This is a genomic window from Pseudomonas sp. NPDC089408 (genome assembly GCF_044749445.1).
In the GTDB taxonomy this organism is placed as follows: domain Bacteria; phylum Pseudomonadota; class Gammaproteobacteria; order Pseudomonadales; family Pseudomonadaceae; genus Aquipseudomonas.
Window position 1 is genome coordinate 43095 of sequence record NZ_JBIVHY010000027.1, and the last position, 21848, is coordinate 64942.

Genomic DNA, 21848 nt, shown 5'->3' on the forward strand with positions numbered 1-21848 from the left:
CCGGCTCCTACTTCGGCAGGCCGAGCATGCGCTCGGCAATGATGTTGCGCTGGATTTCGTTGGTACCGGCATAGATCGGCCCGGCCTGGGCGAACAGGAAGCCCTCGAGCCAGGCCCCGGCAACCGCCTGCGGCGCACTGCTGAGCAGTTCGCCGTGAGCCCCAAGGATGCGCATGGCGGTGTCATGCATGCGCAGGTCCAGCTCGGACCAGATGATCTTGTTGATGCTCGACTCGGCGCCAATCTGCGCACCGCGGCTCAAGCGGCCAACGGTGTGGTAGGAGGACAGGGCATAACCTTCTGCACCCAGCCAGGCGTCGACCACTGCTTCGCGGATGCTCGGGTCGCGGTCTGCGCTGGCGCGGTGGGCGTGGTACAGCTGTACCAGCTTGCGCGCCGTGGCCTGGAAGCGCGCTGGCGAGCGCAGCAGCAAGCCACGCTCGAAGCCAGCGGTAGCCATTGCCACCTGCCAACCCTGGCCTTCTGCACCGATGCAGTTTTCGACCGGCACGCGGACATCGTCGAAAAACACTTCAGCAAAGGTATTTTTGCCATTCAGCGCCTTGATCGGCCGAATGGTCACGCCCGGCGCATCCAGTGGCACCATGATGAACGACAGGCCGTGGTGCCGGCTTGAATGCGGGTCACTGCGGAACAAGCCAAACAGCCAGTCGGCGAACAGCGCCCGGCTCGACCAGGTCTTTTGCCCGTTGAGCACGTAGTGGTCACCCTCCCGGATGGCCTTGCTGGTGATTGCGGCCATGTCCGAGCCCGCGTTGGGTTCGGACCAGCCTTGCGCCCACATGTCGACGCTCGACGCCATCCGCGGCAAGAACCGTTGCTTCTGCGCCTCGGTACCGAACTCCATCAAGGTGGGGCCAAGCATCAGCTGGCCGTTCTGGTTGATGCGCATGGGGGCGTCAGCGCTGTAATACTCTTCTTCGAAAATCAGCCATTCGATCAGGTCGCACCCGCGCCCACCGAGGTGCTTGGGCCACATCACCATCGACAGGCGATGCTCGAACAGCTTGGCCTCCCAGGCGCGATGCTGCTCGAAGCCTTCGCGGGTGTCGTAGCTGCCCAGGGGGCTGGTCGGCAGGTTGGCGGCCAGCCATTCACGGACTTCCTGGCGGAAGGCCTTCTGCTTTGCGGTATAGGCTAGTTCCATGGCGCTCTCTCAGAACTTCGCGTCGCGTTTTTCGACGAAGGCGCGGCGGGTTTCGGCGGAATCCGGGCTGGTATAGGCCTGAAGGGTAAAGCCCTGCTCCCAGCGGTATTTGTCTTCAAGGTTGCCGTCTTCGATGCCGTTGAGGGCTTCCTTGGCAATGCGGATCATCGCCGGGCTCTTGGCGGCGATTTTGGCGGCGATTTCCAGGGCGGTTTCGCGCAGCTGTTCCTTGGGCACCACACGCTCGATAAAGCCGTAGCGGGCGGCCTCGGCGGCGCCAATCTTGTCGCCAGTCAAGAACAGGTAGCGTACCTTCTGCACCGGGAACAGCCGTTGCAGGTGTGCGCCCCCGCCCATCGCGCCGCGGTCGACTTCCGGCAAGGCAAACGTGGCACAGTCGGCAGCGACCACGATATCGGCCGCCCCTGTCAGGCCGATCCCCCCACCCAGCACAAAGCCATGCACGGCAACAATGACCGGCACCGGGGTGCGATGTACGGCCTTGAACGCGGCATAATTACCGGCGTTGACCGCCACGATCCGCTCGGGGTGGGCATCCAGTTCCTTGATGTCGACGCCGGCGCAAAAGCCGCGGCCCTCGGCACGGATCACAATCACCCGCACCCGCGGGTCGTCACCCAGGGCCTCAACGTGGTTGGCAAGGTCCATCCACTCCTGGCTGTTCAAGGCGTTGACCGGCGGTTTGGCGAGCACCAGTTCGGCGATGCCCGCTTCGATCTGTGTAATGAATGCGTGAGTCACGATGGCTCTCTCCAAAGTTCAGCGGGTTGGCGTGCCAGCAAGGCTTCCAGGCATTGCTCAGCCTGCTCGGCAATTTCTTCAATCAGTTGCTGGCAACTTTTCAGTTCGCCGATGGCTGCTGCAACTTGGCCACTGGGCAAGATGCCTTCGTCCGGAACACCATCGACCATCGAGCGCTGCAGCAGCACCGGCTGGTTGGCAGCCATGACCGTTTGCGACAACGCAGCGGGGTCGTCTTTCAGTGCCTGGCGCAGGATTGACGCCACCTGCAGCAGGCTCATGCCGGTGTGCTGCTTCCATTTCCAGGCACTGCGCAAGGCAATGCGCAGGCGCCCTAGCGGCCCGGCCTGCTCCAGGCGCTGGATGAACGGGTTGTCGATCATGCGGTGGCGCATACCGTCGACCGCCGTGGTCACTCGCACCCTCTGCGGGTCGTTGACCTTCAGGTAGTGCACCAGGGTGGCCGGCGGCGTCGGTGAGTCCTTGCTCATCAAGAACCGCGTGCCCATGGCAATGCCTGCCGCGCCCGCGGCCAGCGCGCCGGCCAGGCCCCGGCCGGTGGAGTAGCCCCCGGCAGCGATGACCGGCACCGACACGGCATCCAGCACCTGCGGCAACAGGATTGAACTGGGTACACCGCCGGTGTGGCCGCCGCCCTCGCCCCCCTGGATGGTGATCATGTCTGCACCCAGTTCTACCGCCTTGAGCGCATGCTTGAGCGCGCCCACGGTGGGGATGCACAGCACCCCGGCAGCCTTGAAGCGGGCAATGGTCTGTTTGTCCGGCCCACGGCCATAGCTGACCGCACGCAAGCGGTAGCGGATGGCCAGGTCGACGCACTGCGCGGCGTTGTCCTGGAACATGTGGAAGTTGAGGCCGAAATTGCTGCCACCAGTGGCGGCAATCACCTTGTTGATTTCACCCTCCAGGGCCTGGGCTGCAATGGTTGCCCCAGCCAGAAAGCCGAAGCCACCGGCCCGGGTAGTGGCGATCACCAGGTTGGCGTCTGCCACCCAGCCCATGGCCGTTTGCACGATGGGGTAGCGGCACCCCAACGCCTCTGTCAGTGGCGTTGCCAGCCAGCGGCTCATGCTTGCTCTCCGCCGGCGGCCAGCTTGTTGGCCTGGGCCATGGCCTTGGCATCAAAGCCGCCAAGCTTGTCCCCGCTGAGCAGCTCGTTGTGGGCATGGGCAAAGTGGTGCCAGGCAAATGCAGCGTCCATTGCCGTGCGCTTGCCCTGCAGGTCTTCTACATGGTTGATGGCCTGCTTGGTCAAGGCCAGGCCCATGCGCGGCTGGCGTGCGATGTTCGCAGCCAGTGCGTAGGTGCCTTGCTCCAGCTCGGCACGTGGCAGCACGCGGTTGACCATGCCCATGTGGTACGCACGGTCGGCGCCCATGCGCTCGCCGGTGAACAGGAACTCCTTGGCAATGCGCGGGTTCAGCTCGTAGGGATGGGCAAAATATTCCACCCCGGGTATGCCCATGCGCACCACCGGGTCCTGGAAGAACGCGTCATCGCTGGCCACGATCAGGTCGCAGACCCAGGCCAGCATCAAGCCGCCGGCCACACAAGCGCCCTGCACCATCGCTATGGTTGGCTTGGGCAGTTCGCGCCAGCGCCGGCACATGCCCAGGTACACTTCCTGCTCACGGGCGTACAGTTGCTCGCCGCCCGGTTTGTTGGTGTGGTCCCACCACAAGTGCGCGCGCTCGAATGGCTTGTTGATGTCGCGCCCTGGCGTGCCGATGTCATGGCCGGCAGAGAAGTGCTTGCCCGCGCCGCGCAGCACGATAACCTTGACCGCGTCATCATTCACGGCTTGGCGCAGCGCCGCATCCAGTGCGTAGGTCATTTGCGAATTCTGTGCGTTATTGAAGCCTGGCCGGTTCATGGTCAGCGTCGCGATCCCCTCGGCCACGCTGTACAGCACGGGTTCCTGTGTTTCGTAGACCGCATGGTCTTCACGCTGGACAAATTCGCTGTCTGTGCTGTTCATGCTCTGTCCTTCCCCTTACGCCGGGCGTACGCCAGCAGGGTTGCCCTTGATTGCCGTGCTGCGGTAATCGTGAGGATCAAGCCGACGGATCAGCGCCAGTTGCTCTGCCGTCGGGTGCGCGGTTTCTGCCAGCGACGGCGACCTGAGCAGCGGGAAGCCGGTTTTTTCCTGCACTTCCTCAAAGCTCACCCCAGGGTGCAACGTGCGCACCTGCACGGCTCGCTGCGGGCCCTCGAAGTCCATGACACACAGGTCGGTGACAACCAGACGGATATCCATCAGGTCACGGCGAACCCCTTGCGGCCAGCGCTCGGCCTTGAACCCCACGCCCGACACCATGTCCACTTCGCCACCGACGAACACGCGGGTACTGTGGTTGGGCACGAAGAACGAGTTGATGTGGTTGATGCTGTTACCGGGCAAGCCCCGCACGCCGAGCATGGCTGCCTTGGGTTGCCGGTAGTCGCCTACGCAGGACAGGTTGCTCTGGCCCCAGCGGTCAATCTGGGTTGGGCCGATCATGGCGTGCCGACGGCCACCCCAGACACATTCGAACACCCGCTCGAAGCTCAGGTAACCCGAGTACCTGGGCACGTAGTCACCGCGCGGCCCCAGCGGGATAGGCTCTTCAACCAGAAACGCCTCACTGTCGGTCATCAGCAGTTGCGGGCTGTGGCTGAGTTTGGCCAGGCTTGCGCCAAGCCGTGGAATCACACCCAGGCCCGACGCCAGCCATTCGCCATTGCCCCGCCAGGCCTCGCTGGCGGCCACGATCAGCAGTTCGGCGAGGGTAAATTCACAGTTGCTCGACATGTCCATCCTCCTCAGAACACCGGCAGGGGCAATGTGCCCATGCGTGCGGCACCGCCATTCTTGTCGTGATACGCCAGCTCGCCCGGCGCCACGAACGCATCGATGTAGGCCTGCCAGCCGCCTGCTTCGGCGGCGCTGGCGGCATATTCTTTCAAGTGCTTGAAGTCCCAGCCGTATGCAGGCGGGCACGACGTCGGGTGCGCACCAAACGGGGCGTGAATCACGCCGCTTACCAGGTAGCGCTCAAAGGTGTTGCTGCGCGCTTGCTCGGCACTCAGTTCCAGGCGTTCATGCAGCGTCTCGCAGGACACGAAGCACTGCTGGGCGGCGCGGGCAAACAGGTGATCGAAATACGGGTCAGGCCCGGTCACCAGGGTATTGCCCAGGCGGTCGGCGACGTTGACGTGAACAAATGCCACATCCAGGTTCAGTGCTGGCATGGCCAGCAGCACTTCGCGGTCGTCGTAGGGCGACTCAATGGTTTTCAACCCAGGGTTGAGCGCCGTCACATCCGTTGCCAGGCCACAACGGGTTGGCAGAAAAGGCAAGCGCATGGCGGCTGCCCGCAACCCCCACTGGAACATGCCTTCATCGACCTCCAGCAGTTCCAGCTCACCGGCTTCGCGCGCCTTGCGGTAATAGGGTTCCAACGGGATGGCATCCAGCGTTGCAAAGCCGAATACCAGCTTGCTGACCTTGCCGGCCGCGCACAGCATGCCCACCTCGGGGCCGCCATAGGCCACCACGGTCAGGTCCTTGACCGTAGATCGCAGGATTTCCCGAACGATGGTCATCGGCTTGCGCCGCGGGCCCCATCCGCCAAAGCCGATGGTCATGCCATCGCGCAGCTGGGCCACCGCATCGGCCGCCGTCATTTGCTTGTTCATTGCACATCTCCTTGCTGCTGGCCGACCGAAAAGTCATGCCCCCACAGGCTTACGCGGGTGAATTCGAAGGCCGAGTGCCCGGCCCAGTCCACTTGCAGGCCGCCGTAGCCGTACTCCAGGTCGAAGCCGGACGGGGTCTTCATGTAAAACGAGGTCATCAAGTCGTTCAGGTGCTGGCCGAGGGTGGCCGACAGCGGCACCTGGTGGGCCTGGCGCCGGTCGTGGGCACGGCCGACTTCGGTCATCGAGTCGACTTCGACCATGACGTGCACGCACCCCGAGCTCACCGCGAACTCGGCCAGTGCCAGGGAGTGGTGACGGCTGTTCTGGCAGTGCAGGAAATGAATGCGAATGGGCGGCGCGGCAGGGTCCGGGCAGAAATTGAAGATGTCCGACAGTTCAAAACCCAGCACATCCTTGGCGAACGCCAGGGTGGCCTCGAAGTCAGGGGCCGGCAGCACGGTGTGGCCCAGCCCCATGTCGCCGGTCAGAAAGCGCGGCACGCCCTGCGGCGAGACAAACGGCAGGCAATCGGAGCGGTGCCCCCAGCTCAGCTCGTGGCGGTTACCGGACGGGTCGATGACGCAGACCAATGCCTGTACGCCGCGCTGTTCAATCTCGGCTGCCGTGCCGGTGGCCCAGTGCACCCCGGCTTTGTCCAGGGCCTGGATGGCGGCATTGAAGGCGCGTTCGCTGGCCAGTTCCCAGCCGGAAGCGACATAACCCGCAGCAGCGCCCTCAACGATCAACATGCGAAACGGGCGCTCATCCATCTTCACATACAGGCCGCCGCCGGGCGCGGGTGTCACCATCATGCCCAGCACGTCTTCGGCATAGCGTTGCCATTGACTGAGGTTTTCGATTTGAGCAACGAAGTAGCTCAGACCCCGTATATCCATCATGCCATGCTCCCCAGTGACTGCACCTTTGATGGTGTTCATTGTGCGGAGCGCGGACGAGCGCCTCATCGTCCGTTGAGACTAAGCCTCTGATCTGGTGGCAAAACAGCTGATACCCGGGATAAGCGAGGCGCACCCGGCAGACCCAGGTGGCAAAAAAAGGGGCGCAATGCGCCCCGGTCTCCGGCAATGCCGGGCCAACGGTTAAATGAGCCAGACGGCTACAGGTACAGAATCACCAGGTCATTGATGACCGAAGGGCGGTCGCTGCCAACCACATGGGTATTCACTTCCAGCGTCAACTGCGTGCCACGTTTGCCCTGCACCACCTGCTTGACCCTTGCCCGCGCATGCACCCGCGACCCGGCTGGCACAGGTGCGGGGAAACGCAGGCGGTCAGAACCATAGTTGACCATGGTGCTGAACCCGGTGATCTCGAAACCCAAGGGCAACTTCAACCGTGATTGCAGCACCTGCACCAGCGCACCGTGGGCGATAGTGCCGCCAAACGGGCTTTGCTTGCGCGCACGCTCCGGGTCCGTGTGGATCCAGTAGTCATCGCCCGACAGGGTGGCAAAGGCATCGATCAGGGCCTGATCGATGACAATTTCATTGCTCCAGTCGGTAAAGGCTTCGCTGACCAGGCTTTGCAGCGCCGCTTCGTCGTCCATGGCCACCTTGCGCACGGCCGTAACCTGCGCAGGGGGGGAAGCGTGTGCCGTAGCCAGCCCGGCCACACGCTGCAGGCTTGCCACGTCGATGTCCGGGCCGGTAAAACGCAGCAAGCGCGTGCCCTTGGCGTCGACTTCGGCGAACACGGGTTTCAGGCGCATGCCGATGTGAATCTGCGCTTCGTCGAGGCCCACCAACGTTGTGTTGATACGCACGCCCTCGTCGAGTTCGACCACCGCCAGCAGCTGCGGCATCTCATCGGCGAAGTCGGGCAACGTGGCGATGCGCGCCACGGTAAAGCTGTACAGGCTGGCGCCACCGCTGGCTTCACGCCAGCTCAGCGCATGGGCAAAGCAGCCAGGGCAATGACGCCGCGGGTAGAACACCCAGCGGTGACAGGCGTCGCACTGCTGGATCAACAGCCGCTCGGCCTTCAGGCCCTCCCAGAACGGTGCCGAAATTTCCGTGGGCACCGGCATTGGCTTGTTGTTCGACATGCTGGTCACGCTCCCTGAAGTATCAATGCGGCCTGCTCGCTCATCACGCCACCGGTGCCAGAGACATAGACACTGTCGCAGCGTTTTAGCTGCCGCTCGCCGGCTTCGCCACTGATTTGCGTCACGGCCTCGATCACCTGTGACATCCCCCCCGCCGCACCGGCCTGACCGAAACTGAGCTGGCCACCGTGGGTGTTCATCGGGAAGTCGCCGCGCCAGGTCAGGTCATGCTCACGAACAAAACGCATACCCTCGCCCTTGGCGCAGAACCCGGCATCTTCCAGCGTCAGCAGGGCCGTGATGGTGTAGCAGTCATAGATCTGTGCCGCATGCACGTCGGCAGGCTTGAGCCCGGCCATGGCAAAGGCACGTTGCGAGGCAGGCCCTATCGGGGTATTGAGCATGTCCTGCGCATAGGAAGGCGACTTGAACGCCAGGTGTTCGCCAAAGCCGGTAATGAATGCCGGCCGCTTGCGCGCACGCGCGGCCACTTCTTTGGAGGCGATGATCATGGCCGCACCACCGGCCACCGGCATGACGATTTCGAGTATGTGCAGCGGGTCGGCAACGCGCTTGCTGGCCAGTACCTGCTCGATGCTCAGTGGCTGGCCATGGAACATCGCCTGGGGGTTGGCCAGGGCGTTGGTTCGCTGGTCCACGGCGATCTTGGCCAGGGCCACCGGGTCGTAGCCATACTGCGCGGCATAACGCTGGGCAATCATGGCATAGCCGGTGTTCTGCCCCATGTGCCCGTACGGCAGGTCGAACTCGGCCTCGGGGGCGCCGAAGGCCGTGCTGTGGCCACCGTAACGCATGGCCCGGGCCATGGCGCCCGGGTCTTCATCCGGCCCCATGGGCGCCAGGCGCGCAGGCAGCACGCACAGTACCGCCTGGCACTGGCCCAGCTCGATGGCGGCGGCGGCCCGCCATACCATGCCCACGGACGTGCACCCGCCCAGGTCGACCACTTCGGCGAAGTTCAGGCTAAGGCCCAGGTATTCGGCGGCCATGGCCGGCACGAATACCGAAGCTTCATGAAAATGCGGCCCGTTGATCACCAGGCCGTCCAGGTCTTCGGCGCGCAGGCCTGCGTCGTGCAAGGCTTGCGCGGCAAGGTCGGCGACTTGCTCAAGGTGGAACATGCGTGGCGCGGTAGCGTATTTTTCCGGTTTGTACTGGGCGGCGCCTACAATCGCCGCATGACCTTTCAGACCCATGTGTCCCTCACTTGAAGGCTTGTGAATCAGGTTTTTGTTGTACGCTGACGATGCCACACCTGAACGGGTGGCGTAATCGTCCGTTTTGACTATCGGCCGTTGGCGCTGGCGCTTCAGAAGCTGTACTTCACCGAAAGCGAACCGTAGTCACGGTCGGCCAGCAAGCGTTTGACCGGGTCGGCATCGCCCAGGTAGCTGGTTACCCGCAGGGCCACTTCGAGGTTACCCAGGTACTTGAAGGTTGTGCCCACACTCAGCCGCCGATCGCCCTGCAGCCCGGAAATGGTCCCCGCCATCGGCGTAGCACCGCTGAACACGTTGGAGAAGTTCACCGGCACCTCCAGGTCCCAGCCTTCGAACACGTTGGGGTAGCTGAATGATGCGCCCACGGTATACGCGCTGGCGGTCTTGCTGCGCCAGGCCGAAGCGGTCTTGTAGGTGTAGTCATTCGAGGGCTGGACCAACGGGCGCATGGCCGGGATCAAAGCATTGCCCAGGCCCAACAGGTTGGGTGCGGCGGACGCCTCATCCACGCTGTCGACACGTACGTGGACAATTTCGGCGGTAAGCGTGGTCTGGCTGGCCCACGGCCGGTCACCGAGGATACGGATGGCTGACAGCTGCATCTGCTGCCCTTTGCCGCGTGCCGGCGTGGGGCCCAGGCCGGTATTGACCATGACCGGCGCCCCATCGCGGTAGGACCACTCGCCGCCCACCTGGGTTTCTCCGATCTTGGTCGACACACTCATACCGGTCAGCTTGATGTCTTCGAAGTAGGTGATGCGATAGCCATCAGGGGCGCCAAAAAATGCACCGGGGCCAGCCGGAACGGCGCGATAGCCGACCAACGCGGTTGCCGGGTTCTTGTCGTGGTAATTGACATGGAACAGCGAAAGCTCCAGTGCCTGCACCGGGCGCACGCGCACCTGCCCCCCCCACTGGCCGCTGTCACGCGGCTCATCGGTACCGCGGTAGTTGATGCGCGAGCCGTCGGCCCCCAGGATGAACTCACGCCCCGGCCCCACCACGTCAGTGGTCGACAGGTAACTGCCCACCGGTGGCAGCTCCGTGCCCATCCACTCATATTGCACATAGGCGCCAAAACTGAGCTGCGGGTTAAGGCGATAAGACGCCGACACCTGCCCGACGGGCAACAGCACTTCCTTTACCTCAACCCCGGGTTGCGCCGCCTTGACCGCATCGGACGGGCTCTGCACGCCGCTGACGCCCGGGTAGAACAGGCTTTCACCCCAGGACTCCACGTGCCGACCGGCTTTGACATCCAGCATCGAGTCATTGTCGAAACGCCAGCCGCCGAATACATAGGCATCGAGGAACTTGCTGCGCCCACCACTGTAGTATTTGGTGTCGCTGGTAAACTCGTTGAAGTCACCGTCTTTGTTGACCGTGCCCGGTGAGTCGTTATCGTTGCTGCGGTGGTACACATCGTCATAGAAGGTGCTGGCACGCAGCACCGCACCGTAATTGTCCTTGCGCAGAATCATCTCGGCCAGCGCGCCGATGCGGTTGGTGACCAGGCTGCCTTTGTCGAAGTTGCGGTCGCCATCGTCGCCGTTGAGCGTCAGCAGGTTTTTGTCCGGGCTTTCCAGGCGCACGCCAAGGCCATAGCTGGTGGTCACGGTCCAGTCGAGCGTCGCGCCGTTATCGAACTCGATGGTTTCCCCTGCCCAAGCAGGCGCCGACACCATCGCGATCGCCACCATCAGCCCCGATAACGCAAAGCCCTGAACAGCTGGGCCAGTACACTTGTTGTTGTTTTTATACGTCACCATGCCTCTCCCGTTATACGACCCGACGGCCGCGCTTGAGTGCAAAACAGCACTTCTGTTTCACCGTTCGCTCATAGCTGCCCGAGTACCGGCTTAGCCTCGACACCGTCAGGTGTGCGGCTATAGCGCAATACCCCGGCAACTTCTTCACGCCCCAATTGCCCCTGGGCAATCAGGTAGTTGATGTGCGCCAGGGTCTCGCCCAGGGCCATCAGCTCATCGAACCGCCCGCTGACCTTGGGGAACAGCACCGCCATCAGCTCTGCGGCGCTACGCGGCAAGGTGCACGCGCCCAGCACTTGCTGCAGGTGCGCGTGGTGGTGGTCGCGCAACTGGTCAAGGCGCAGGTGCAGGTTGAAGAACGGCCGTTCATGGGCCGGCAGCACCAACACGTCATCCGCAACGCTGCGCAAGTGCTCCAGGGACTCAAGCCACTCACGCAAGGGGTTCGCATCCGGTTCGGTGACCTGCACGCACACGCTTGAGGTGATCCTTGGCAGCACCTGGTCGCCTGCGATCAGCAACTGGTCTTCAACGCAGTACAGGCAGGCATGCTCTGGCGAATGCCCACGGCCAATTCGCACCTGCCAAAGGCGGCCACCGATGCGCAGCTCGCTGCCTTCGCGCAAGCGGTGAAAACTGGTGGGCACTTCGGGGCGAAAGTGTGCCGAGTTCAACAACGGGAACAGCGCTTCGGTCTGCTCGGCGCTGAACCCGGCTTTCTGGTAATGCGCACGGAACGCCCAACTGCTGCCGGCATCGCCCTGCCCACCCAGCTGGTGCATCGCCTGGTACTCGCTGGCCGTCATGAACACCGGGCAGCGGAAGCGCTCGGTCAACCAGCCCAGCACGCCCACGTGGTCGGAGTGAAAGTGCGTGCAGATCACCGCCAGCAACGGCAAGCCGCCCAGCGCCTGCTCGAACAGCCGCTCCCAGATTTCGCGGGTTTGCCGGTTGTTCAGGCCGGTATCCACGGCAACCCAGCCCTGCCCGTGGCGCAGCAGGTAGAGGTTGATGTGATCGAGGCCGAATGGCAGCGGCATGCGCAACCACAACACCCCCTCGGCTACCGCCTGCACCTCGCCATTGGCCGGCGGCACGGGCCACGGGAAGCGCAGGCCCGCCCGCCACTCATGGCCCTGCGCGTCCAGGCTACTCACTGGCATCACCGGCAAAGGCCGCCAGGCCGGCGCGGGCCAGCACGTCGGCGCTGTAGGGCATGTAGCTGCGGCTGCTTTCGTCACGAATGAACAACGGGTCGCTGAATGCGCTGGGCGCGTAGCCTTGGCGTTGCAGGTCAACCTTGCGCAGCTTGAAGGTGCTGGTCAGGTCGGCTGCGGCCGACACGCGGACAAACACCGGTGCGGCGTAACGCGGCAAGCGCTGCTCGGTCAGGGCGTAGAATGCCGCCGGATCGAAACGCTGCCCCGGCTGCATCAGCACCGCCGCCATACCCGCGCGCCCCTCTTGGCCGGGCACCTGCACGCCGTAGATGTTGATCAGTTCAAGGCCCGGGAAATCACCCAGCGCGGCGGCCACCTCCTGGGTCGAAACGTTCTCGCTCTTCCAGCGGAAGGTGTCGCCCATGCGGTCAACGAAGTAGAAGTAGCCGTCTTCGTCATAGCGCAGCAGGTCGCCCGAACTCCAGTAGGCATCACCTTCAACCAGCACGTTGCGGCGTATCTTGCTGGCAGTGGCCTCGGCCGAGGTGTACCCCTCGAAACGCCCGCCGCCAATGTCAGGGTGGTTGATGATGTAGCCCAGGGCTTCGCCCACCTCACCCGCTTCACACAGCTGGTAGAACCCCTGTTCGTCCCGTGGGTGGCTGTCGCTTTCCACGTCATAGCGCACCAGCCGCAAATTGCTTTTGTCCCAGTACGGAACACGACCGCAAGCACCCACATAATTGTCGACGTTGACCAGATTGGCATTGGATTCGGTAGAGCCCCAGCCCTCGAACACCTGAATCGGTCCAAAACGCTGCACCCAGTGCTGCCAGGTTTCGCGCGACAACCCGGCGCCCAGCATGCAGCGCAGCCCGTGATCCTGCTCACCGGGCACTTCAGGCTGGTTAAGCAGGTAACGGCAGATTTCGCCGATGTACTGGAACACGCTGATGCGGTGCTGGCGCACGTCGCCCCAAAACTCCCGCACACTGAACTTGCGGCGCACCACGATGGCCGCACCGGTTTTCAGTGCGGTGGAGGTGACCGATGTGGCGGCAGCGCCGTGATACAACGGCAAGCAGCAATAGAACACGTCTTGCGGCGTGGTTTGCAGGGTCACTTCCATGATGTCGCCGGTGGACATCCAGCGCATGTGGCTGTAGCGGGCCGCCTTTGGCAAACCGGTGGTGCCAGAGGTGAAGATCAGCAGGCTTGGCGTTTCTGCCGGCAGGTCGGCACGCAAATCGCGGGGAAACGGCGTACCCGGTGCCTGGGCCATGGCAGCGTCCAGGCCGGTATCGAGCTCATCGGGCATGGCGGCTGGCCAGGGCCGCTCGCTGTCCGCCGCCAGCCACAATGGCACGTTCGGCAAGCCTGGCGTGGCAATGAAGTTGCCGAGCACCTCTTCGCCCACGATCACCGCGTTGGCGGCGATGGACTGCAACGCGTGCACCAGCGGCCGGCCACTGACCTGGGTGTTGACGAAGCCTGCCACCACGCCCAACTTGGCCAGGGCAAACCAGCAGCAGAAGAATGCAGGGCGATTTTCCATGGCCAGGGCGCACACATCGCCCGGGCGCAGGCCGCGTGCGTGGAACACATGGGCCAAGCGGTCGGCCTGGGCATTGACCTGGGCGTAACTCAGGCGCTGGTCGCCATAAATGATGAAAGGCCGCTCGCCATGCCGGCGTGCCTGCTCTTCCACACGGTCAGCCAAGGTGTAGCGGTCTGCCGGTTTGATGCGCGCACTGGCCTCGGCCCGGCGATCCAGAATGGCCTGCGTGTGCTCGCGCGGTACCGGGCCGAGCGCGTCGGCGGGCCGCAGGTTGAGGTTACTGAAATTGTTCATCCCGTTCTCCGAATAACCGGCTGTTCATGGACCGCTCAGGGGTGGCTCGGGTAGTCCGAATAGCCTTGCGATCCTTTTGTATAAAGCGTCTTGCGGTCGAAGCCGGCCAACGGCAGGCCGGCGCGCAGGCGCTCGACCAGGTCCGGGTTGCCGATAAAATGGCGGGCGAATGACACCGCCACCCCCTCGCCCGCCTGCAGCGCCGCAGCGGCCGAGGGCCCGTCGAAACCATCATTGAGAATCAGCCCGCTGCTGCTGTGGCGGCGAGCCAGGGCAAACGCATCCAGCCCGGCCGCAGGCGAACGCATGATGTGCAGGTAGGCCAGCCCTAGCGGTTCGACAGCCCGGCACAGTGCGGCGGCGGTCGCGGCCGGCTCGGCGTCGCTGATGTCGTTGTACGGGTTGCCTGGGCACAGGCGAAAACCCACCCGCCCGGCACCTATGGCAGCGCTCATGGCCCCCAGCACTTCGGCAGGAAAGCGCACGCGGTTGTCGACCGAACCGCCGTAACCATCGGTGCGGTGGTTGCTACCGTCAGCCATGAACTGCATGGGCAGGTAACCACTGGTACAGTGCAGCTCCACCCCTTCGAAGCCCGCCTCACGCGCGTTCAGCGCGGCCTGGCGGTACTGCTCGATGACCCTGGCGATGTCTTCAACGCCCAAGGCCTGCGGTTCATCGGTGTCGACCAGCCCGGCACCATCGCTGTACAGCTGGGTACGGGCACGCACGGCCGACGGTGCCACGGTGCGGGCGCCCACCGGCTTGTTCAGCCGGCTGGCCGCACGGCCGACGTGCATCAGTTGCAGCACCATCCGCCCCCCTGCGTTGCGTACCGCACGGGTGACCTGGCGCCAGCCCTCGATCTGCGCCGCGTTGTAGATTGCCGGTGTGCGGCAATAGCCCAGGCCATCGGCAGACGGTGCCGTGCCCTCGGCAATGATCAGCCCGGCACTGGCCCGCTGGCGGTAATAGTCGACCATCTCCGCTGTCGGTATGGCCTGCGCGGTGGCCCGGCTACGGGTCATCGGTGCCATGACGATACGGTTGCCCAGCTCCAGCTCGCCCAGGCGCAGGGGTTCGAATAAAAGGCTCATCGGGGTTCCTCAGCGCACGCGAATCTTCGGCGCCGAAGCGCCACGTCGCAGGGTGGTCAGAAAGTGCTCCAGAGGCGCAGCCGGGGCCACCTCGGGCAGTTGTGCCTTGTCTGGGCGCTGCGCCCAGAATTCGGCCCAGGACGGGAACAGGTCGTGAAAGCTGCCGGCATAGGGCTCACGCCCCGGCCAGCGCATCTTGCGCTCGCCAATGGGCGGCTTGTTGAGGTCGCTGGCATACCAGTAGCACGGCAGCCGACGGCGAAAGTACCAGCGCCCGCCAATGCGCTCGTAGTCATCCCAGTAGAGCATTTGCATGGTGACCCACTCCGGGCCTGTCTCATGCTCGTTCTTGGAATACACAACGCCCACGGCATGGTCCGCATCCAGCAATTCGATGATGTGCTGGCCCAGGTGGTGGGAAGTGCCGCTGAACTGGTCGCGCAGGGTGGCATCAACCCAGGCCTTGAGGTGTGCACGCCCGGTTTTTTCACGGCCCACCCGGATGTCCTCGGCAAACAGGTTGACGTGCGCATCCAGGTCGCGCATGTCCAGCGACAGCGAATACTTGGCGGCCAGCTGGCGAATTTCCTCGATCGATTCCAGGCGCTCGATACGCGCCAACACAGTGTTCGGTTCCATGCGCGTCACTCCAGCACCGTATACAGTTCAGCACTGCGCCCGCCGTCCACCGGCAAGCAGGCACCGGTGATGTAGGACGCTTCGTCACTGACCAGGAAGAGGATGGCGTTGGCCACCTCCTGCGGCAGGCCAACGCGGCGCAGCGGGATCAGCCTTTCGGTGTTGCCGCGCGCGTTTTCATCGGCAAGCATCCCCGCCGTTGCCGGCGTGTCGATCACCCCAGGGCTGACCACATTGCAGCGAATGCCGTACTGGGCGCCCTCGCTGGCGGCAGCGCGGCTGAAGTTGATCACCGCCGCCTTGGCCGCCGAGTAACCGGCCATCCAGGGGGTGCCGAACAGGCCGCAAATCGAGGCGATGTTAACGATCGCACCACCACCGCCCTGGGCTTTCATCAGCGCCATTGCACTGCGCGTGCCCCAGAAGGTGCCGTCGACGGTGGTGCTGAAGTTGGCGTGCCATTGTTCGGTCGAGGTGCTGTCGATAGCGCCCCAGGTATACGCCATGGCGTTGTTGACCAGGATATCCAGCCGGCCATGGCGCTGGGCTGCGGCCTCGATGGCGCTACCCAGGGCCTGCTCGTCGCTGACGTCGGCCACCACCGGCTCGGCCAGGCCACCGGCCTCGCGAATGGCCGCAGCAACGGCTTCCAGGGGCGCCAGGTTGCGCCCGCACAGCAGCACTGTTGCACCTTCCTGCGCAAAGCGCCGGGCGGTAGCGGCACCGATCCCCGACCCTGCGCCCGTTACCAACGCTACCTTGCCTTGCAAGCGAATACTCATGCCCAGCTCCCGTTTCAGATAAAGGCCATGCCGCCATTCACAGCGAGGTTCTGGCCGGTAATGAAACTGGCGTCATCGCTGGCCAGAAACACCGCCACGCGGGCAATTTCATCGGCTTCGCCCATACGCCCGAGCGGGATCGCCTTGAGCATGCCTTGCAGCCACTCATCAGCAATGCCCGCCATCATTGGCGTGTTGGTAGGGCCGGGTACCAGGGTGTTGACGCGAATGCCGCTGGCTGCAAGCTCCCGCGCCATGCTGCGCGTCAAGCCCATCACCCCGGCCTTGGCCGCGCAGTAATGGCTTGGGCCTTCGCCGCTCACGGCCGCCGTGCTCGACACATTGATCAGCACGCCTGCGGTGGTGTGCCGGTGCATCAGCCGCACCGCTGCGCGGCTGCACAAGAAGGTGCCGGTAAGGTTGACGCCGATCACCCGCTGCCAGTTTTCGTCGGGGGTGTCGACCAAGGCGTCGACCGCGCCGACGCCGGCGTTATTGACCAGGATATCGAGCCGGCCAAAGCGCGCTTCCACGGCGGCCATCGCCGCCGCCACCGACGCGCTGTCGGCCACATCGCAGGCAACCGCCAGCGCGTTGTCACCCATGCCTTCAACCGTTTGCCGAGCGGCCTGCAGGTTGATGTCGGCTGCCACCACCCAAGCCCCGGCCTGGGCAAACTGCCGGGCAATCGCCTGGCCCATGCCCTGCCCGGCCCCGGTGATCAGGGCCACTTTGTTCGCTAACTTCATCATCGGTCTCCCGCAAGCCTTGGCTACCTCGATCACCGGCACGTTTGGCCTGACGGTCGAGCACGGGATTGATCATTGACGCTTGGCACACCCGCTACATCGTCCGATGGGACTAGCCAGTGCCATTTGCCGGCGCAGGGCAAACGGCTGGTCTGAACGGACGATGTCACCTGCCAGGATTCGTGCGACGCTCCTGCCCACTAGAACAAGACCGGGAGCACCTGCTGTGAACTCATCGACCCCCGTTACCTGGCGTAGTCACTACGCACTGTTCGTGCTGGCCGTAATCTACATCTTCAACTACATCGACCGGCAGTTGATGGCGATCCTGATCGAGCCGGTCAAGGCCGAATTCGGCATCTCCGACACCGGCATCGGCCTGCTTTCGGGGGTGACCTTCGCGGTGTTCTACACCGTGTTCGGCTTCCCGCTGGGGCGCCTGTCTGACCGTATCGGGCCAAAGCCGGTCATCGCCGCCTGTTGCATTGCCTGGAGCGTGATGACCATGGCCTGTGGCCTGGCCACCAGCTTCTGGCTGCTGGTTCTGGCGCGCATTGGCGTGGCGGTCGGCGAAGCCGGCGGTACGGCACCTTCGGTGGCGATGATCTCGCAGCTGTATCCAGCCAAAAACCGCTCCACTGCACTGTCAATCCTGATGCTAGGGTCGAGTTTCGGGGCAATCTTCGGGCTGGGTTTTGGCGGCTGGATTGCCCAGCACTACGGTTGGCGGTCAGCTTTCCTGATCATCGGCGTGCCCGGCATCCTGCTGGGTTTGCTGTTGTTGTTGACCGTACGTTCGCCAAAGGTCGCGAGCCAGGCGCGGCTCAAGGCCCAGGTCGCCGAGGAAGGCTGGGCCAGAAGCGTGGCCAGCATGCTCGAAACCCCTTCGTATGTCTGGCTGTTGCTGACCGGTGCATCCAGTGCCATTGCCGGCTATGCCATTGGTACCTGGAGCCCCAGTTTCCTGATCCGCTCCCACGGCCTGAACCTGCAGGACGCCGGCTTTCTGGTCGGCGTGGTCGGCGGCACCGGCGCCACGTTCGGCACCCTGGCCTGCGGCATCATCTCGGACCGTATGGCCCGGCACGACACCGGCTGGCAAATAGGTGTGCCGCTACTGGCCACCTTGGTCAGCATCCCGTTTGCGCTGGCCTACTTCCTGTGGCCAACCGGCACCCTGTTCCACCTGGGCAGCACCCCGGTACCGACCGCGTTCCTGTTCTATGCAGGCTTTGCCTTCTTCGGCACCTGGTGGGCGACACCGTGCCTGGGCGCCGTCACCCACCTGTTCCCGGCCGCACGCCTGGCCCAGGCCACCGCCATCTTTGTCATGGCCATGACCCTGCTGGGCGTGGGTGTCGGCCCGTTGCTGATCGGCGTGCTCAGCGACTGGTTCGCCCCTGCCCTGGGCACCGAAGCCTTGCGTTACGCGCTGGCCAGCTCGATTTCAATGCTCGTGCTGTCGAGCGTGTTCCTGGGCATGGCCCTGCCCCGCTATCGCGCACACCTGGGGCGATCGGCAACCGCAGTTGCCGACCCTGAAACTGCTGTAACCGCCTGATGAATGGAGATCCGAAGATGTCAGAACAAGACCTACCGTTGCCCATTGGCCATTTCGTCACCCTGGACAACGGCCTGCGCCTGCATTACCTGGATGAAGGCACCGGCCCCGTGGTGCTGTGGCTGCATGGCAGTGGCCCGGGGGCCAGCGGCTACAGCAATTTCAAAGGCAACTACCCGGCCTTCGTCGCCGCAGGCTTTCGCAACCTGGTCATCGACCTGCCCGGGTTTGGCCGGTCGGACAAACCCGACAACATTCACTACGACCTGGACTTTTTCGTAGGTGCCGTGAGTGGTTTGCTCAAAGCCCTGGGGATCAAGCGCTGCACCCTGCTCGGCAACTCGCTGGGCGGCGCCATCGCCATCGGCCTGGGCCTGGCCGAACCGCAGATCCTCGACAAATTGATCCTGATGGCGCCGGGTGGCGTCGAAGAGCGCGAAACCTACTTCCAGAAGATCGGCATTCGGACCATGGTCGAGCTGTTCAATGCCGGCCCGCTGGACATCGACACGATGCGCCAGATCATGAGCCTGCAGCTGTTCGATGCCTCGCAACTGCCCGACAGCCTGCTGGCCGAACGCGTTGCGGTGGCGGTGCATCAACCGCACTGCCTGTTCTCGACCATGATGGTGCCGAACATGACAGAGCGCCTTGGTGAACTGAAGGTGCCGATCCTTGGCTTCTGGGGAACCAACGACAACTTCAACCCGGTAGGCGGGGCCATGAAAGTGCTCGACAATGCCCCCAACGCCCGCTTTATTGTGCTCAACCGCTGCGGCCATTGGGTTCAGGTCGAACACCGCGAGCTGTTCAACCGCTCCTGCCTGGACTTTCTTCGCCAGGCATAACCCCCTTGCGACAGCGGCAGCCTTGTCGCTGTCGCACGGGCATGTCACCACCAAGGGCTGAGATAACAATGACAAACTTGTCCCATTTGCTTGCACCGGGGCGCATTGGCCCGTTGCAGTTGCGCAACCGCATTGTCATGGCGCCCATGGGCTCCAACTTTGCCGAAGCTGACGGCCATTGCGGCGAACGCATTCAGGCTTACTACGAAGCCCGGGCCGCCGGCGGCGCCGGGTTGCTGATCATGGGCGTGTGTGCCATCGCCTTCCCCGCCGGCACGGCAGAACCGTACCAGGTGGGCGTCAGCGATGACGAGTTTATCCCGGGCCTTGCGCGCCTGGCAGCGCGTGTACACAAGCACGGTGCAAAAATTGCCATGCAACTGCAGCACGCCGGCAAGAACGCCATTCGCGACATGGCGGCCGGCCGACCATTGTGGGTGCCTTCACTACCACCGCCCAGTAGCTCCGACATGATGCTGGCGCTGACGCCTGAAGAAACCGCCTCGTTTGTGAGTGCCGTACGCGGGCGCAAAGGCGGCATCGACATACGCGTGATGGACACACCGGACATCGCCCAGATGGTCGAATGGTTCGCCGCCGCGGCGTACCGGGCGCAACAGGCGGGCTTCGATGGCGTCGAGATTCACGCCGCGCACAACTACATCCTGGCGGGTTTCCTGTCGCCTTACTACAACCGACGCGACGACCAATACGGCGGCACACTGGAAAACCGTGCGCGCCTGCTGCTGGAAGTGCTGGCGGCCGTGCGTGCCCGGGTTGGCGCAGGTTTTGGCGTGTGGCTACGCCTGGATGCGGAAGAAATGCACACCCCCGGCGGCATTACCCTGGCCGACGCGCAAGCGGTAGCGAAGCTGGCCGAGGCGGCCGGGGTGGATGCCGTCAGTGTCTCGGCATACGCAGCCACCACCAGCGGCGTGGCGTTTACCCAGGCGCCTCTGGTCCAGCAGCCAGGTGGTTTTCTGGAGTGGACAGCGGCCATCAAGCAGGCCGTGGACATACCGGTGATCGCGGTAGGTCGTATCGAGCCAGAGGTGGGCGACAGCGCCATCGCCGCCGGCCACTGCGACTTCATCGCCATGGGGCGCAAACTGTTGGCCGACCCGCAGCTGCCGGAAAAGCTCGCCACAGGCCAGGCGCAGGCGATTCGCCCCTGCATCTATTGCTACGTATGCGTGAGCCAGATCTTTATCAATGAACGCGTCAAGTGTGCGGTCAACCCGCAAACCGGGCATGAAGCCGAGCGGGTCATCACCCCGGCCGACCATGCCCGACACATCGCAGTAGTCGGCGGCGGGCCGGCGGGGCTTGAAGCTGCGCGGGTTACGGCCTTGCGCGGGCACCGCGTGACGTTACTGGAACGCAGCGAGCGCCTGGGCGGTACGTTGTTCTTTGCTGCCCTCGCCTACCCCGAAAACGGCCGTCTGCTCGATAACCTCCAATACCAGGTCAGACAACTGCCCATCGATGTACGCCTTGGCGTGGGGGTGAGTGCTGCCCTGTTGCGTGACCTGGGTGTTGATCAGGTGATCGTCGCCACCGGCGCGCAGCGTGCAGCCCCTGATATCCCGGGGGCAACGCAAGATCATGTGTGGAGCGGCGACGAACTGCGCCGGTTGCTGACCGGTGACCGTGCCGATGAGATCGCCCGAAGTAAGCTATCGCTGACGCAGCGCGCGATGATGAAGGCCGGCAGCCTGATCGGGGTTACCGACAGCAGCGAAGCCATGCAGAAGCTTTCGCATGTATGGATGCCCTTGGGCAAGCGCGTGACCATCATCGGTGGCGGGCTGGTGGGCCTGGAACTGGCGGAATTCCTGATCGCCCGCGGGCGCCAGGTGTGTGTACTGGAAAGTGCCTCGCACCTGGGCCGGGAGCTGGCGATTGTTCGCCGCTGGCGTGTATTGCACGGTATCCGCGTGCACGGCGGGCAGTTGCTGACCGCCGTTACTGTCACGGCCATCGAAGGTAAGTACGTGCGTTACCGCACCGCCGAGGGTGAGGCCTGCGAGGTACGTGCCGATTCGGTGGTACTGGCCAGCGGCGCAATGCCAGACACCACGCTTGCGCAAGCCCTCGGCAACGAAGGGTTCAAGGTGGTCAGCATTGGCGATTGCGAAAGCCTGGGTTACATCGAAGGCGCCATTGCTGCAGGCCATCGCGCCGGCCGCGAAGCCTGAGGCCAAGCGGGTTTACCCGCTCCTACAGCTTTCGGGCTCACGCTGTACCTGTAGGAGCGGCTTCAGCCGCGAACACCGGCGCAGCCGGTGCCATGCACCGCGTCGCCTGCTTCGCGGGTGAACCCGCTCCTACACAGGACCGTGCAGGCTTCGGGTTCACGCGATCATTGTAGGAGCGGCTTCAGCCGCGAACACCGGCGCAGCCGGTGCCATGCACCGCGTCGCCTGCTTCGCGGGTAAACCCGCTCCTACACA

The 21848-nt window shown here is 64.0% G+C and carries 19 protein-coding genes; 3 read left to right on the forward strand and 16 right to left on the reverse strand.

All coding sequences use genetic code 11. The annotated features are described in order from the left end of the window. Window positions 1-7 precede the first annotated feature (7 nt). The 16 genes from ACIP02_RS26135 to ACIP02_RS26210 all read right to left on the reverse strand — a co-directional run bounded on the left by ACIP02_RS26135 (window position 8) and on the right by ACIP02_RS26210 (window position 16986). On the reverse strand, window positions 8-1168 hold the full coding sequence (locus tag ACIP02_RS26135; RefSeq protein WP_400622542.1) for an acyl-CoA dehydrogenase family protein: 1161 nt from the start codon (window positions 1166-1168) through the stop codon (window positions 8-10). A 9-nt stretch (window positions 1169-1177) separates the two neighbouring features. Continuing rightward, a complete protein-coding gene (locus ACIP02_RS26140; RefSeq protein ID WP_400622544.1) occupies window positions 1178-1930 on the reverse strand; it encodes an enoyl-CoA hydratase family protein in 753 nt (250 codons plus the stop codon). Continuing rightward, entirely contained in the window at window positions 1927-3021 is a 1095-nt protein-coding gene (locus ACIP02_RS26145) for an NAD(P)H-dependent flavin oxidoreductase (protein WP_400622546.1), read from the reverse strand. Before ACIP02_RS26145 ends, ACIP02_RS26140 begins: the two co-directional genes overlap by 4 nt. Then, the gene (locus tag ACIP02_RS26150) at window positions 3018-3929 is read right to left on the reverse strand and encodes an enoyl-CoA hydratase (RefSeq protein WP_400622548.1); all 912 of its coding nucleotides are present in this window, start codon (window positions 3927-3929) and stop codon (window positions 3018-3020) included. The genes ACIP02_RS26145 and ACIP02_RS26150 overlap by 4 nt, the downstream gene beginning before the upstream one ends. Window positions 3930-3944: 15 nt before the next feature. Further along, window positions 3945-4742, reverse strand: coding sequence for a CoA-transferase subunit beta (locus ACIP02_RS26155; RefSeq protein ID WP_400622550.1), 798 nt, complete (start codon window positions 4740-4742; stop codon window positions 3945-3947). Window positions 4743-4753: 11 nt separating this feature from the next. After that, window positions 4754-5629 (reverse strand): CoA transferase subunit A, encoded by an 876-nt coding sequence (locus tag ACIP02_RS26160; protein WP_400622552.1) that lies wholly within the window; start codon window positions 5627-5629, stop codon window positions 4754-4756. Then, window positions 5626-6531 (reverse strand): VOC family protein, encoded by a 906-nt coding sequence (locus ACIP02_RS26165; protein ID WP_400622554.1) that lies wholly within the window; start codon window positions 6529-6531, stop codon window positions 5626-5628. The genes ACIP02_RS26160 and ACIP02_RS26165 overlap by 4 nt, the downstream gene beginning before the upstream one ends. 218 nt (window positions 6532-6749) lie before the next feature. Beyond that, window positions 6750-7697: an OB-fold domain-containing protein gene (locus tag ACIP02_RS26170; protein ID WP_400622556.1), complete on the reverse strand. Its 948-nt coding sequence runs from the start codon at window positions 7695-7697 to the stop codon at window positions 6750-6752. 5 nt (window positions 7698-7702) lie between these two features. Next, window positions 7703-8914: a thiolase family protein gene (locus ACIP02_RS26175; RefSeq protein WP_400622558.1), complete on the reverse strand. Its 1212-nt coding sequence runs from the start codon at window positions 8912-8914 to the stop codon at window positions 7703-7705. Between the two features lie 113 nt (window positions 8915-9027). After that, window positions 9028-10704 (reverse strand): DUF1302 domain-containing protein, encoded by a 1677-nt coding sequence (locus ACIP02_RS26180; RefSeq protein WP_400622576.1) that lies wholly within the window; start codon window positions 10702-10704, stop codon window positions 9028-9030. Between the two features lie 71 nt (window positions 10705-10775). Beyond that, window positions 10776-11864, reverse strand: a complete 1089-nt coding sequence (locus tag ACIP02_RS26185; RefSeq protein ID WP_400622560.1) for an MBL fold metallo-hydrolase — start codon at window positions 11862-11864, stop codon at window positions 10776-10778. Next, window positions 11857-13719 (reverse strand): long-chain-acyl-CoA synthetase, encoded by a 1863-nt coding sequence (locus tag ACIP02_RS26190; protein WP_400622561.1) that lies wholly within the window; start codon window positions 13717-13719, stop codon window positions 11857-11859. The genes ACIP02_RS26185 and ACIP02_RS26190 overlap by 8 nt, the downstream gene beginning before the upstream one ends. 35 nt (window positions 13720-13754) lie before the next feature. Beyond that, a complete protein-coding gene (locus ACIP02_RS26195; RefSeq protein ID WP_400622563.1) occupies window positions 13755-14816 on the reverse strand; it encodes an alkene reductase in 1062 nt (353 codons plus the stop codon). A gap of 9 nt (window positions 14817-14825) precedes the next feature. After that, window positions 14826-15455 carry a nuclear transport factor 2 family protein gene (locus ACIP02_RS26200; RefSeq protein ID WP_400622564.1) on the reverse strand — a complete coding sequence of 210 codons (630 nt, stop codon included), beginning with the start codon at window positions 15453-15455 and terminating at the stop codon, window positions 14826-14828. A 5-nt stretch (window positions 15456-15460) separates the two neighbouring features. Beyond that, window positions 15461-16237, reverse strand: a complete 777-nt coding sequence (locus ACIP02_RS26205; RefSeq protein WP_400622566.1) for an SDR family NAD(P)-dependent oxidoreductase — start codon at window positions 16235-16237, stop codon at window positions 15461-15463. 14 nt (window positions 16238-16251) lie between these two features. Further along, entirely contained in the window at window positions 16252-16986 is a 735-nt protein-coding gene (locus tag ACIP02_RS26210; protein ID WP_400622568.1) for an SDR family NAD(P)-dependent oxidoreductase, read from the reverse strand. 226 nt (window positions 16987-17212) lie between these two features. Between ACIP02_RS26210 and ACIP02_RS26215 the strand changes: the two genes are divergently transcribed. The 3 genes from ACIP02_RS26215 (at window position 17213) to ACIP02_RS26225 (ending at window position 21593) form a co-directional block, all read left to right on the forward strand. Beyond that, window positions 17213-18547: a spinster family MFS transporter gene (locus ACIP02_RS26215; protein WP_400622570.1), complete on the forward strand. Its 1335-nt coding sequence runs from the start codon at window positions 17213-17215 to the stop codon at window positions 18545-18547. 17 nt (window positions 18548-18564) lie between these two features. Then, the gene (locus tag ACIP02_RS26220; protein WP_400622572.1) at window positions 18565-19395 is read left to right on the forward strand and encodes an alpha/beta fold hydrolase; all 831 of its coding nucleotides are present in this window, start codon (window positions 18565-18567) and stop codon (window positions 19393-19395) included. Between the two features lie 68 nt (window positions 19396-19463). Then, a complete protein-coding gene (locus tag ACIP02_RS26225) occupies window positions 19464-21593 on the forward strand; it encodes an FAD-dependent oxidoreductase (RefSeq protein WP_400622574.1) in 2130 nt (709 codons plus the stop codon). The last annotated feature ends 255 nt before the right edge of the window (window positions 21594-21848 follow it).